Below are 11,758 nucleotides of genomic sequence, written 5' to 3'. Positions count from 1 at the left end.
GGGATCCGCCGGCGCGCTCAGCGCGCCGGCAACAGCGCCTTCGCCGCCTCGATGCGCAGCGCGAGGGGCGCCGCGGGATCGTTCATCACCCGCAGCAGGAATTCCCTCGGGTCCGTGGTCGTGCCGGCGGGCGCTGCCGTGCCCGCGGGCGCCGTGGCGGGGGCGGGCACCTCCACCGGCGACAGCGTCGCCCAGGCTTCCGACCAGGCCTCCGGCGTGATGGCCGCGAGCCCCTGGAGCAGGTCGGCCTGCCCGTCCTCGTTGGGCGGGATGTCGAGCCACGGCGTGTCGGCGAACACCGGGGCGAGGTCGCGGGCCACGAAGGCCGACCAGTTGCCCTCGGCATCCACCACGGCCGGCACCACCGGCAGCGCATCGCCCGCGAAGGCCGAGACACGCGCCGGCTTCACGTCGGCCCAGTAGCGCTGGCGCAGGGCGTCGAGGAACGCCAGGCCGTCGGCCTCGGACACCGGCGAGGCCAGGAAGAACCACAGCTGGTATGCATCGGTGCCCGACACGGCGATGGCCGGCGCGGGCAGGTCCAGGTCGAGCTGCACGCCTTGCCAGACCGCCGCCACGAGCTCCCAGTCGGCCGGCCGGCCCAGGGACAGCACGAGGGCGCGGCCCGCGCCGTACAGGCGCTGCTTCTGGGAGGCGAGTCGGGACATCAGCTGGTGGGTTCGTCGAACAGGCTGTCCATTCTGCCGATCTGCAGGCGTGCCAGGGTCAGGTTCGCGTGGGTCTTGTCGAGCACGGCGTGCAGGGCCACGCCCGGGTGCTTGGGCACCCCGCGCAGCACGAGGTGGTGCGCACCGAGCGTGACGGCCGCTTCCGGCAGCGCATGGCCGAGGCCCAGCGTGCGGCTGGCCGTGCCGAGGGCGGCGAGCATCGCGCTGCCGTTGGCCGCGAGTTCCTCCGGGCCCGGGCGCGCGCCGGCGTGCACCAGGGGACGGGCGTTCTGCACGTCGAAGACGCAGCAGCTGACGACCCCGGGCAGGTCGGCCAGCAGGCGCACGTAGCGGCCGAGCGTGGACTCGACGGCCGGCGAGGTGCCGGGCGCCTGGGCGGCCGGGCGCACGGCCGGCATGGGGGTCATCGGCGCCGGTGCGGCGGCGATGGGCGTCGGGGCCGGCGCGGGCGGGGGCGGCGCGGCCGGGCGCCACTGCTCACGCAGCTTGTTCCAGGTGCCGCTGACGAACGACCAGGCGTCGGCCGGGCGGGTCACCTGCGGCGTGGTGCGCACCTGCACGCCGGTGCCGCGTCCGAGCGACATGCCTTCGTGGGCCAGCGTGGCCGACGACGCGAGGGGCAGCAGCAGCACGTTGCGGTTGATCCAAGGGCCCACCACCATGGCCTCGTGCAGCGGCTCGAGCGACGACTTCAGCAGGTGGGCCGGCAGGTCGCCCACCATCAGCACGCCCAGCCGGCTGTACGCGAGCAGCACGCGGGCGATGTCCTGGCGCGTGTGGGTGTCGGCGTCGGTCTCGGTGGTGTAGAGGCGCAGCGACGAACCGTCGCCCGTCGGCAGGTCGAGGAACTCGAGCGCGGCGAGCGGCGTCCCGTAGCCCTGGCGGCGGATCACGAGCTTCTGCAGCGAACGCTGGCTGGCCGCGGCGACGCTCGCGAGCAGCTTGCGTGTGGACGTGGTGCCGAGGTCGTGCAGCGCGATGTAGTCGGGCCGCAGGTGGTCCAACTGCTGCTGCAGCGCTTCCGCCGGGGCGCAGGAGACGAACAACTCGTGCTGGTCCCCGCCGACGTGCCGCCCGATGTTCCCCACATCGGCCTGGCTCGCCAGGTAGTCGTTCTCGTCGCCCGCGATCTGCGTGGCGATGTTGGTCTGCGATCGCGTGGCCTGCCAGGCCTCCGCTTCGCCATCCGCCCCTGTGGCTGACACTGCCATGATTGAAATTCCCCCGATGCCCGAAGACGCGCCGTCGCCGACTCCGTCCGGCCCCTGTTCGCGAAGTATCGCTGATTGTTTCGGAATGTGACGGCCGCGATCGTGTCATGTGCCGCACCCGGGCGGAAATCCCTCCGAAGCGGGCCCCTGCGAAGTTTTTGTGACACCCCGATAGAATCGGCGACTCACTGAACTCCGAAGCGGCTGTCCGGGCGGCTTCCCTGCCATGTCCTCGAATCCCGCCGATGTGTCCGACCTGCCCGTGGTGATCGTGGGGGCCGGGTTGGCGGGGCTCACCGTGGCGCTCCACCTCGCGCAGGACCGGCCCGTCGTCGTGCTGGCCAAGCGCGGCCTCGACGAAGCCGCGACCGCGTGGGCCCAGGGCGGCATCGTGGGCGTGCTCGGCACCGATGACAGCATCGAGTCCCACGTGCGCGACACGCAGGACGCCGGCGCCGGCCTCGTCGACGAACACACCGCCCGCTTCATCGCCCAGCACAGCGCCGAGGTCATCGAGTGGCTCGTGGCCCGGGGCGTGCCGTTTTCGCCGGACCCCGACGGCCCGCTGGGCCTGCACCTGACCCGCGAGGGCGGCCACGCGGTGCGCCGCATCGCCCATGCGGCCGACGCCACGGGCAAGGCCATCCACCAGACGCTGCTCGACGAGGTCTCGCGCCACCCGAACATCCGCCTGCTGGAGCGCTGGATGGCGCTCGACATCATCACGTCCCGCCACCTCAAGCGCGACGAGCCGGCGCGCTGCTACGGCATCTATGCCCTCGACATCGAGACCCAGCGGGTCGAGACCCTCGCCGCGTCGGCGGTGGTGATGGCCACGGGCGGCGCGGGCAAGGTGTACCGCTACACGACGAACCCCGAGACCTCCACCGGCGACGGCATCGCGATGGCCTGGCGGGCGGGTTGCCGGGTGGGCAACATGGAGTTCATCCAGTTCCATCCCACCTGCCTGTACCACCCGCAGGAACGCAGCTTCCTGATCACGGAGGCGCTGCGCGGGGAGGGGGGGCGGCTGCTGCTGCCCGACGGCACGCGCTTCATGCCGGCCCACGACGAACGCGGCGAACTGGCCCCGCGCGACATCGTCGCCCGCGCCATCGACTTCGAGATGAAGAAGCACGGCGTCGACTACGTGCTGCTCGACGCCACGCACCTCGGCGAAGCCTTCCTGAAGGAACACTTCCCCACGATCCACGCCCGCTGCCTGCAACTGGGCATCGACATCGCGCGCCAGCCCATCCCGGTGGTGCCCGCGGCGCACTACACGTGCGGCGGCGTGGTCACCGACCTGCAGGGGCGCACCGACCTGCCGGGGCTGTACGCGGTGGGCGAGACCACCTACACGGGCCTGCACGGGGCGAACCGCCTGGCGAGCAACTCGCTGCTCGAATGCGTGGTGTTCGGCCGCACCTGCGCGGAGGACATCCTCTCGCGCCGCCACGGCCCGCACCCGGTGCTGCCGGCGTGGGACGAGAGCAAGGTCGAGAACGCCGACGAGCAGGTGGTCATCGCCCACAACTGGGACGAGCTGCGGCTGCTGATGTGGAACTACGTGGGCATCGTGCGCACCACCAAGCGGCTGGAACGGGCGCTGCACCGCATCCTGCTGCTGCGCAGCGAGATCCAGGACTACTACGCGAACTTCCGCGTGAGCCGCGACCTGCTGGAACTGCGCAACCTCGTCGACTGCGCCGAGCTCATCGTGCGCTCGGCGCTGATGCGCCACGAGAGCCGCGGCCTGCACTACAGCCGCGACTTCCCGCTCACGCTGCCGGTGAGTTTCCCCACGGTGCTGGTGCGTCCCGCGGCCAGCGGGGCGCAGCGGCCGGACAGCTTGTTGTCGGGCTGGGGGAACTGAGCCCTCGGGTCAACGCGCCGCGCCTGGCTGGACGCTCTTGGCCTGCTGCAGGGCTTCGTCGCCCCAGCCGACCAGTGTGTCGTTCTTGAAGACGAGCGGGGTCATCTGGCCCTGCTTCAGCGTCTGGAACTTGCGGTTGGGCGCCACCACGTAGTAGTGGATCTCGTAGCGCGCACCCTTTGCGTCCTTGAACGCTTCCGTGCGGAACGGGTTGGTGACCAGGCCGTCGCGTGTCTTGGCGGTCTTCGTGCCCATCAGGGCCATCGTCTGCGCGCGGTCGGCACCGATCGCGAGCTGGCCCACGTTGGCCTGGTTTTCCTTCGCGAGCTGCGCGAGGGAGACTTCGTTGGCACCGGTGGCGCAGGCGGTCAGCAGCGCCGCGAGGAGGGCGGCGGTCAAGGTACGGGTCATGAGGCTCTGGTCAGGGGGCGAGCGGGTTGAGGAAGCGGGAGGTCAGGTGCGGGCGCGCATGGCCGCGCGGGCCTGGACGAACTGGAAGGCGAAGGCCACGGATTCGGCGATCTGCTTCTCGATCTCGGCGCGTTCCTTCTCGCTCAGGTAGAACGAGAAGTCCACCGGGTGGCGGATGTAGCGCGGCGGGAGGCGGTTCAGCGCCACGCACGCGATGTCGGCCAGCAGCTCGCTGCCCTGGAGGTGCGGGTGGTCCTTCAGGGCCGCCATCACGGCGTCGAACACGGCGTGTTCGTGGTAGTTGTGGATGGATTCGAAATCTGCACTCATGGGTGTCGCGCCGGGAAAACCGATGGACTTCCACTGTAGGCGCGCGCCGGGCGGCGTGGGTGCCGTTTGCGTGACGGCTGCCACGCCCCGGGCGCGATCAGAGGCGTTCGAGCACCCGCATCGAGTAGTCGGTGGCCTTGACGTCCTTGGTCAGCCGGCCGATCGAGATGCGGTCGACGCCCGTGGCGGCGATGTCTGCCATCTGCTCGATCTTCACGTTACCCGACACCTCGAGCAGCGCGCGGCCGGCGGTGACGGCCACCGCCTCGATCATCATCTCGCGCGTGAAGTTGTCGAGCAGCACGCTGGTGGCGCCGGCGCCCAGCGCCTCGCGCAGCTGCTCGATGGACTCGACCTCGACCTGGATGTCCACGCCCGACTGCAGCGCCTGCGCGTTGCGCAGGGCCTGGGCCACACCGCCGGCGGCGGCGATGTGGTTCTCCTTGATCAGGATGCCGTGCCACAGCGCGAGGCGCTGGTTCTGGCCGCCGCCCACGCGCACCGCGTACTTCTGGGCCTGGCGCAGGCCGGGGAGGGTCTTGCGCGTGTCGAGCACGGCGCAACCCTTCGGGTTCGTGGAGGCGTTGCCCATCGCGTCGACGTGGCGGCGCGTGGTGGTGGCGACGCCGGACAGCAGCTGCAGGAAGTTCAGCGCGGGGCGTTCGGCCGTGAGCAAGGCGCGGGCGTCGGCCTCGATCAGGCACACGACCGTGTCGGGGGCGAGGCGGGCGCCTTCGGCGGCCTGCCAGGTGACGGTGGCCGTGGGGTCGAGGGCCGCGAAGCAGCCGTCGAACCAGTCGCGGCCGCACAGCACGGCGTCCTCGCGCACCAGCACGCGGGCGCGCACGCGCTGGCCCGCGGGGACGAGCTGCGCGGTCCAGTCGTTGCGTCCGATGTCCTCGACCAGGGCGTCACGGATGTTGCGGGTGCGGGCCTGCTCGAGCGATTCGTTGAAGTCGTACATGGATGGGTTCAGGCGGCGCCGATGTTCTTGACGAAGCCGGGCTTCTGCACGCTCGCCGGGTTGTTCTTGACGAAGTCGAGCATTCGGTCGATGCAGCCGAGCGCCTGCGAGCGGATGGGCTCGTCGACGAAGATCTCGCCGGTGCCGCGCTCCAGGCAGTCGACCACGCCCTGCAGCGCGTTCATGGCCATCCACGGGCAGTGCGCGCAGCTCTTGCAGGTGGCGCTGTTGCCCGCGGTGGGGGCTTCGATGAGCGTCTTGGTGGGCGCCATCTGCCGCATGCGGTGCAGGATGCCGTTGTCGGTGGCGACGATGAAGGTCTGCGCGTCCATCGAGGTGACCGCGTTGAGCATCTGCGAGGTGGAACCCACCACGTCGGCCTGCTCAACCACGCTGCGCGGCGACTCGGGGTGCACCAGCACCTTGGCGTCGGGGTACTCGGCCCGAAGCAGGTCCAGTTCGACGCCGCGGAACTCGTCGTGCACGATGCACGCGCCGTTCCACATCAGCATGTCGGCGCCGGTGTTCTCCTGGATGTAGCGGCCCAGGTGGCGGTCGGGGGCCCACAGCACCTTCTTGCCCTGGTCCTTCAGGTGCTGGACGATGGCGAGTGCGCAGGAGCTCGTGACCATCCAGTCGGCCCGCGCCTTCACGGCGGCGCTGGTGTTCGCGTAGACCACCACCTCTCGGTCGGGGTGGGCGTCGCAGAAGGCGGCGAAGTCGTCGGCCGGGCAGCCCAGGTCGAGCGAGCAGGTGGCGTCGAGGTCGGGCATCAGCACCCGCTTCTCGGGGCTGAGGATCTTGGCGGACTCGCCCATGAACTTCACGCCCGCCACGATGAGCGTCTGGCTCGCGTGGTCGCGGCCGAACCGGGCCATCTCCAGCGAGTCGGCCACGCAGCCGCCGGTTTCCATCGCCAGGTCCTGCAGGTCGCCGTCGACGTAGTAGTGCGCGACGAGCACCGCGTTGCGCTCCTTCAGCAGCGTCTTCGCGCGGGCCATCAGCGCGGTGCGGCGGTCGGGGGTGAGGGGTTCGGGGACCTTGGCCCAGGCGTGGGCGGTGCAGGTGGCGCCGCTGGCGTCCTGCTGGGGATAGTCGAAGAGAACTTGGCTCATGGAACAACCTGGCTGCAGGCGGCACAGGCCCGCCGGTGGTCAATGGTAGCCGAGAGCATGGTCACGCGCCGGCGCCGGGATGGTGGTGGACATGTCCGGATGGCTCATCGCCGCGGTTCGGTGCGAGCGCGGCGCGACACGCAAGCCTTTTAAGGTGCTCCCGGATCGCCACCTCCGTGCGGAGGGGTGACTGCACCAGCCTCAGGGAGAACCATCATCGTGAAACTTCACCCGCTCGACGCGACAACCGTCGCGATGCTCGCCGTGGCACTGCCGGCGGCCTCGCATGCCGCCATCTTCAACGACGGGAACTACGAAGGGTCGGCCCCCTTCACGGAAACCTTCATCGTCGTCTTCGACGAACAGCGCTCGTACGTCATGGACACCGGCATCCGTTGGTACGAGCTGGACGCGTACACCAGCACCGTCGGCACCCACATCATCGACCTGGGTCCGATGTTCGAGACGTATCGCGGGCTCGACACCAATCTGTTCGACGGGACGGCCACGTCCGGCACCCGCTGGCTGCTGGCGAACGTGACGGGCAGTCGGGGCGGGGGCGCTCGCCCCAACTCACCGGCCTGGGGCAGGGCGATGGCCACGCTGCAGGTGAACGAGGCCACGGCCACCGCGTCGCATGTCGCCACGGGGCTCGGCTCGCTGGCCTCCATGGTGCTGAACCCCGTCTTGGCACCGATCGATCGGACCGGAACTCATGGGGGTCCCCAAGACTACCCGGGAAACTGGAGTTTGAACGGAGAGAGCATCATCGCGGCGAGCGGCTATGGCTACTGGAGTCCTCAGGCCGACGCGGCCTATGGTCTGGCGTTCAGCAACCCGGTCGGGCAGGCCGCCCGCCTCTGGTACATCGACAACACGGACGGGGCGACGGCCTATGGCAGCATCGTGACGTTCGACGGCAGCACGTTGACGATCCAGACGGCTGCCGTGCCGGAGCCGGGCAGCCTCGCGCTGCTGACCGTGGGCGGCCTGGCGGCGTTCGCCGCACGGCGCCGCGCGCGCCGCGGCTGAGCGCGGCCCCACCCGTCAAAGACCCTGTTCAGCTTCCATGAGCTTGTAGCGGGCGAGCGCCAGGTTCGCCCGCTGCTTGTCCAGCAGCGCGAAGAGGAACAGCCCCTTGTGGTGCGACACCATGCGCAGCACATGGTGGCGGCCGCCGGCGCTGGTCATGATCTCCTCGATCTCGTCGTCGAGGCCCATGCTGCGCGCCGACTGCTGATGGGCGCGCAGCACCTGCGCGCTGCCGGCCGCGGCCAGTTCGAGGTGCACGGGCTGGTCTTCGCGGCTCTGGCGGGCGAGGGTGAAGCCGGTGGCGGCGTCGACCACGGCGCAGCCGAGCAGGCCCTCAATGCCCAGCATGGCCGCCACCGCGCGGTCGGCCGCCTGGGGCGCGAGGTGGTGCTTGCGGGCCGGCGCGGACACGACCACCGGGGCGTCGGCCTTCGGCAGGTCGGCGACCTTGATGGGGAAGCCTTCGAGGCCGTGTTCCTCGGGCGCCTGGGGCGGCTGCCACGTGGGCACGGTCTTCACGCGGTTCCAGATGCCGAGCAGCGAGTTCCAGACGGACGACGCGCTGGTGAGCGCCTCGTTGAGCACCTGCACCCGCAGTGCGGGCGGCCAGGTGTACATGGCCACCTTGTTGGCGATCCAGACGGCGTTGGGCGGCAGCATGAAGAGCAGGGTGGGGCAGCGCCAGTTGGGCTGGGCCACCGCCTGCTGCAGCGCCTCGAGCATGGCGTCGATGGCGCTCGGGGACATGGCGCCCACGATCACCGCGGTCATGTGGCTGCGTTCCATCAGGGCGGTGGGGATCGCGGCGTTGTCGGCCCCCGGGGCGCGCACGTCGGCGTGGTAGATGCGCAGCGTGTCTTCGTTGCGGCGGTCGAGCGTGGTGCGTTCGATGACGGCCAGCGTGCGCAGCGTGCCCTGCTCGCGCAGGTGGAGCCGCTCGATGGGGCGGCCGGTGGCATCGGACAGCGCCTTGATGACCGACGTGGCCCAGACCCCGGTGGGGTCGAGCAGCGTGATCTGGCGGGTGGCTGTTTCCAGGTCGGCCCGGGTGTTGGCGAACTGGTCGCGGATGGCCTGCGCCGGGGAACCGACCACCACCAGGTCGCGCTGGTGGTTGTCGACCATTTGCCCCTGGTCGTTGACCTCGGTGGCGGTGCTTTCCATCAGGGCGGTGGCGGCGAAGCCGCCTTCCTCGCCGTCGGGACCATCCGGGTGGGTGCCCCGGATGGAACGGAGGTCGCCGAAGAGGGATGAGAGCATGGTGTGTCCTTCTGCGCGATGCCACGAAGTGCGCAATTTGTCACACCAGTCTAGCCCCGCGCGTGGCGGGGACGTGCAACCAATGGTGTGGCCCTGACACAGGCTGATGCGATTTCACCCCCATCGGGGTGGGCGGTGCCGCGCCGCAGCCGTCCTTCCGCGTGTTACAAGTACGCCCGTCGCGCCCAGGCCCGCCCACATGAAACACAGCTATCCGGTCGAGAACCTGCGGGGCCTCGCGATCCTCTTCGTCGTGCTGTCCCATGAAGGCTCGGTGCGCGGCATGCCGGGGGTGGGGGAGTACGTGCACTTCTTCCTGTCCGACGCCACCTCCTGGTTCGTCTTCATCTCGGGCTTCCTGTTCCACCACACCCAGCACGACCGCTTCTCGTACCCGCGGTACCTCGCGCGGAAGTTCCAGGTCATCGTGCTCCCGTACCTGCTGCTGTCGGTGATCGCGATCGCGCTCGGCATCGCGCTGTCCCGGCCGCAGTTCCTGGGGGTGTCCGTACCGGGGTACGTCGCCTGGTCGCTCGTGGTGGGCGGGGCGATGGTCCCGCCGCTGTGGTTCATCCCGATGATCTCGCTGGTCTTCGGGCTGTCGTTCGTGTTCATCCGGCTGTCGCGCACGTGGCTGATCCACGGGCTGGCCCTCGTGGGGCTCGTGTTCACGGTGTTTTCCGAGCGGCCTTTCGAGAACCTGAACCCGCTGCTGGCCCTGTTGCACTTCATCGGCTTCTACCTGGCCGGCATCGTGTGTTCGGTCCATGCGCCCGCCATCGCGCGGCTGAAAGGCACCCCGGCGTCACGGGTCCTGATGGTGGCGGGGGCCGTGTGGTTCGCCGTCGCCGCCACCGGCTTCTTCACCTTCGGCCAGACCGCCAACACCTTCGCCGAGGGGCTCGGGCACCTGAACTTCCGCCAGCTCGGGAAGGTGGGCCTGCTGGTCACGGTGTTCCTGCTGTTCCAGGAGTTCCTCGATCGCCCGAACCCCGTGCTGGGCTACTTCGCGCGCCTGAGCTTCGGGCTGTACTTCATCCACGGGTTCCTGATGCTGATCTTCCAGAAGGTGCTCGAGCGCGCCCCGATCGCGCAGTCGCCGTCCCTGGTCTATTTCGCGGTCGAGACGGCGTTCGTGCTCGGCCTGTCGGTGCTCCTCGCGGAGGCCGCGAAGTTCACGCTGAAGGCGAGGAGCCGCTATGTCATCGGCTACTAGGGCGCTGCTGGCCGGGCTCGTTGCCTGGGCCTGTGTCGGCGCGGCGCGGGCCGAGCCGCTCTACATCCTGGCGGTGGGCGAGACGATGGCGTCGAACTGCCACGCGCAGGTGTCCCCGCCCGAGGCCGGGGTGTACCAGCTGGGCCCCGACGGGGTGGAGCGTCCGGCGGCCGACCCGCTCGCGGGTGCCGACTGCGCGAAGGGTTCCCTCTGGACGCCGCTCGGCCGCCGCCTGAGGGCGGCGCGGCATGCGGAGAAGGTGGTCTTCCTGCCGGTGGGCGTGGAGGGCGCCCGCATGGCCGACTGGCTCGGCAAGGGCCCGGCGCAGGCGCGCCTCGCGGCTGCGTTGCAGGTGGCCCGCGGGAAGCAGATCCACTTCGACTACGTGCTGTGGCTCCAGGGGGCGTCGGACCGGGGCGGCGACGCCCGCCGGTACCAGCAGGGCCTGGGCCAGGTGCTCAAGCAGATCCGCCTGGGCGCGGACGCCGGCAAGATCCTGGTGGCGCGCCATTCGGGGTGTGGCGGTCAGAACGATCCGGCACTGTGGCACGCGCAGACCGAGTTCGCGCGGAACGCCCACCTGCGCATCTTCCCGGGCCCGGACGCCGATGCGGTGGGCAGCACCTTCCGCTCGGAGTCGTGCCACCTCGAGGCCGTGGGGCAGGAGGAGATGGCCCGGCGCTGGGTGGAGGCGATCGACGCGGCCGACAAGGCGTCCGACGCGATCCGCAAGGAAACGCTGCTGTACTGGTTCTGACGCCGGTCAGTTGAAGAACCGGCTGGGCGGGGCGCCCACCGAGCGGCGCACCATCGCCGTGAAGGCGCTCGGGCTCGCGTAGCCCAGCTCGGCCGAGATGACCGCCATGGGCAGCCGCCGGGCGGCCATCGCCAGCGCCTTCGCGAGCAGCACCTGCTGGCGCCACTGCAGGAAGGTGGTGCCCAGTTCGCTGCGGAACAGGCGGGCCACGGTGCGCGGGCTGGCGCCGGTGCCCCGGGCGCAGTCGTCCAGCGTGGCCCAGCGGCCCGGGTCCTCGATCACCGCTTCGCACAGCGACAGCAGCCGCTTGTCGCGGGGCAGGGCGACGCCCAGCGGCACGGGCTTGGCCCGGCGCAGCTCGTCGAGCACCAGCGCGCTCAGGTGGTACTCCCGGTCGGACGGGGCCAGCTCGCCCGGTGCCACGGTGAGCTGCATCACCAGTTCGCGCATCAGGCTCGACACCTCCAGCACGCGGCACGTGCGCCACGGCGAATCCGGGGCGGCGCGGCCGTTGTCGGGGCCGCAGTGGTGCTCGTCCTGGTGGATGTAGATGGTGCGCAGCTCGGCGTCCTCGAGCACGCTGACCGCGTGTTCCACGCCCGGCGGGATCCACACCGCGCGGGACGGCGGGACGATGTAGGTGCCGTGGTCGGCGGTGAGGCGGATCACCCCGGTGATCGAGAACGCCAGCTGGGCCCATGGATGCTGGTGCGGGTCGATGCGGGTCTCGGCGTTCAGTCGGCGGTGTTTCGCCCGCACGGGATGCTCCGGCGTGGGGGCGAACTGGTACGGATCCACCGGGGGAACACTGGCGCGCGGACGGTCGGCGGGGTGGGTCATGGCTGGATCTCGACAGAACTTGACGAGTTATCGTAACCCGGACGCGGCCGGGGCGCC

General features: G+C 70.5%; 12 protein-coding genes. 4 read left to right on the top strand and 8 right to left on the bottom strand.

Features of this window, described 5'->3' with window-relative positions; all coding sequences use genetic code 11:
• Window positions 1–17: 17 nt before the first annotated feature.
• Both A4W93_RS15730 and A4W93_RS15725 read right to left on the bottom strand, forming a co-directional pair.
• On the bottom strand, window positions 18–668 hold the full coding sequence (locus tag A4W93_RS15730; protein ID WP_085751503.1) for a hypothetical protein: 651 nt from the start codon (window positions 666–668) through the stop codon (window positions 18–20).
• Window positions 668–1,900, bottom strand: coding sequence for a roadblock/LC7 domain-containing protein (locus tag A4W93_RS15725; protein ID WP_085751502.1), 1,233 nt, complete (start codon window positions 1,898–1,900; stop codon window positions 668–670). The genes A4W93_RS15730 and A4W93_RS15725 overlap by 1 nt, the downstream gene beginning before the upstream one ends.
• 226 nt (window positions 1,901–2,126) lie before the next feature.
• Here A4W93_RS15725 and nadB point away from each other — a divergent pair, with 226 nt between their 5' ends.
• Window positions 2,127–3,776: an L-aspartate oxidase gene (gene nadB, locus A4W93_RS15720; RefSeq protein WP_085751501.1), complete on the top strand. Its 1,650-nt coding sequence runs from the start codon at window positions 2,127–2,129 to the stop codon at window positions 3,774–3,776.
• Window positions 3,777–3,785: 9 nt separating this feature from the next.
• Here nadB and A4W93_RS15715 read toward each other — a convergent pair whose 3' ends face one another.
• The 4 genes from A4W93_RS15715 to nadA all read right to left on the bottom strand — a co-directional run bounded on the left by A4W93_RS15715 (window position 3,786) and on the right by nadA (window position 6,596).
• Entirely contained in the window at window positions 3,786–4,187 is a 402-nt protein-coding gene (locus A4W93_RS15715) for a DUF3192 domain-containing protein (RefSeq protein WP_085751500.1), read from the bottom strand.
• Between the two features lie 42 nt (window positions 4,188–4,229).
• A complete protein-coding gene (locus tag A4W93_RS15710; protein ID WP_085751499.1) occupies window positions 4,230–4,517 on the bottom strand; it encodes a late competence development ComFB family protein in 288 nt (95 codons plus the stop codon).
• A gap of 97 nt (window positions 4,518–4,614) precedes the next feature.
• Window positions 4,615–5,481 carry a carboxylating nicotinate-nucleotide diphosphorylase gene (nadC, locus tag A4W93_RS15705; RefSeq protein ID WP_085751498.1) on the bottom strand — a complete coding sequence of 289 codons (867 nt, stop codon included), beginning with the start codon at window positions 5,479–5,481 and terminating at the stop codon, window positions 4,615–4,617.
• An 8-nt stretch (window positions 5,482–5,489) separates the two neighbouring features.
• Entirely contained in the window at window positions 5,490–6,596 is a 1,107-nt protein-coding gene (gene nadA, locus A4W93_RS15700; RefSeq protein ID WP_085751497.1) for a quinolinate synthase NadA, read from the bottom strand.
• Window positions 6,597–6,815: 219 nt separating this feature from the next.
• Here nadA and A4W93_RS15695 point away from each other — a divergent pair, with 219 nt between their 5' ends.
• On the top strand, window positions 6,816–7,628 hold the full coding sequence (locus A4W93_RS15695) for a PEP-CTERM sorting domain-containing protein (protein WP_157131670.1): 813 nt from the start codon (window positions 6,816–6,818) through the stop codon (window positions 7,626–7,628).
• A gap of 15 nt (window positions 7,629–7,643) precedes the next feature.
• On the opposite strand, the gene A4W93_RS15690 is transcribed toward A4W93_RS15695, so the two are convergent.
• Window positions 7,644–8,888 carry a roadblock/LC7 domain-containing protein gene (locus A4W93_RS15690; protein WP_085751495.1) on the bottom strand — a complete coding sequence of 415 codons (1,245 nt, stop codon included), beginning with the start codon at window positions 8,886–8,888 and terminating at the stop codon, window positions 7,644–7,646.
• 199 nt (window positions 8,889–9,087) lie between these two features.
• Here A4W93_RS15690 and A4W93_RS15685 point away from each other — a divergent pair, with 199 nt between their 5' ends.
• Window positions 9,088–10,104, top strand: a complete 1,017-nt coding sequence (locus A4W93_RS15685; protein ID WP_157782169.1) for an acyltransferase family protein — start codon at window positions 9,088–9,090, stop codon at window positions 10,102–10,104.
• Window positions 10,088–10,861 (top strand): sialate O-acetylesterase, encoded by a 774-nt coding sequence (locus A4W93_RS15680; protein WP_085751493.1) that lies wholly within the window; start codon window positions 10,088–10,090, stop codon window positions 10,859–10,861. Before A4W93_RS15685 ends, A4W93_RS15680 begins: the two co-directional genes overlap by 17 nt.
• Window positions 10,862–10,867: 6 nt before the next feature.
• Here A4W93_RS15680 and A4W93_RS15675 read toward each other — a convergent pair whose 3' ends face one another.
• Window positions 10,868–11,701 carry an AraC family transcriptional regulator gene (locus tag A4W93_RS15675; RefSeq protein WP_085751492.1) on the bottom strand — a complete coding sequence of 278 codons (834 nt, stop codon included), beginning with the start codon at window positions 11,699–11,701 and terminating at the stop codon, window positions 10,868–10,870.
• Window positions 11,702–11,758 lie beyond the last annotated feature (57 nt).

Origin of the sequence: Piscinibacter gummiphilus (genome assembly GCF_002116905.1) — a bacterium.
In the GTDB taxonomy this organism is placed as follows: Bacteria; Pseudomonadota; Gammaproteobacteria; order Burkholderiales; family Burkholderiaceae_C; genus Rhizobacter; species Rhizobacter gummiphilus.
This window is presented reverse-complemented; position numbering and strand designations above follow the sequence as displayed.

What these genes read in the sequence shown, in the direction of transcription:
- A4W93_RS15730 (WP_085751503.1), bottom strand. Translation starts at nt 668, where the DNA reads ATGTCCCGACTCGCCTCCCAGAAGCAGCGCCTGTACGGCGCGGGCCGC.
- A4W93_RS15725 (WP_085751502.1), bottom strand. Translation starts at nt 1,900, where the DNA reads ATGGCAGTGTCAGCCACAGGGGCGGATGGCGAAGCGGAGGCCTGGCAG.
- nadB (WP_085751501.1), top strand. Translation starts at nt 2,127, where the DNA reads ATGTCCTCGAATCCCGCCGATGTGTCCGACCTGCCCGTGGTGATCGTG.
- A4W93_RS15715 (WP_085751500.1), bottom strand. Translation starts at nt 4,187, where the DNA reads ATGACCCGTACCTTGACCGCCGCCCTCCTCGCGGCGCTGCTGACCGCC.
- A4W93_RS15710 (WP_085751499.1), bottom strand. Translation starts at nt 4,517, where the DNA reads ATGAGTGCAGATTTCGAATCCATCCACAACTACCACGAACACGCCGTG.
- nadC (WP_085751498.1), bottom strand. Translation starts at nt 5,481, where the DNA reads ATGTACGACTTCAACGAATCGCTCGAGCAGGCCCGCACCCGCAACATC.
- nadA (WP_085751497.1), bottom strand. Translation starts at nt 6,596, where the DNA reads ATGAGCCAAGTTCTCTTCGACTATCCCCAGCAGGACGCCAGCGGCGCC.
- A4W93_RS15690 (WP_085751495.1), bottom strand. Translation starts at nt 8,888, where the DNA reads ATGCTCTCATCCCTCTTCGGCGACCTCCGTTCCATCCGGGGCACCCAC.
- A4W93_RS15685 (WP_157782169.1), top strand. Translation starts at nt 9,088, where the DNA reads ATGAAACACAGCTATCCGGTCGAGAACCTGCGGGGCCTCGCGATCCTC.
- A4W93_RS15680 (WP_085751493.1), top strand. Translation starts at nt 10,088, where the DNA reads ATGTCATCGGCTACTAGGGCGCTGCTGGCCGGGCTCGTTGCCTGGGCC.
- A4W93_RS15675 (WP_085751492.1), bottom strand. Translation starts at nt 11,701, where the DNA reads ATGACCCACCCCGCCGACCGTCCGCGCGCCAGTGTTCCCCCGGTGGAT.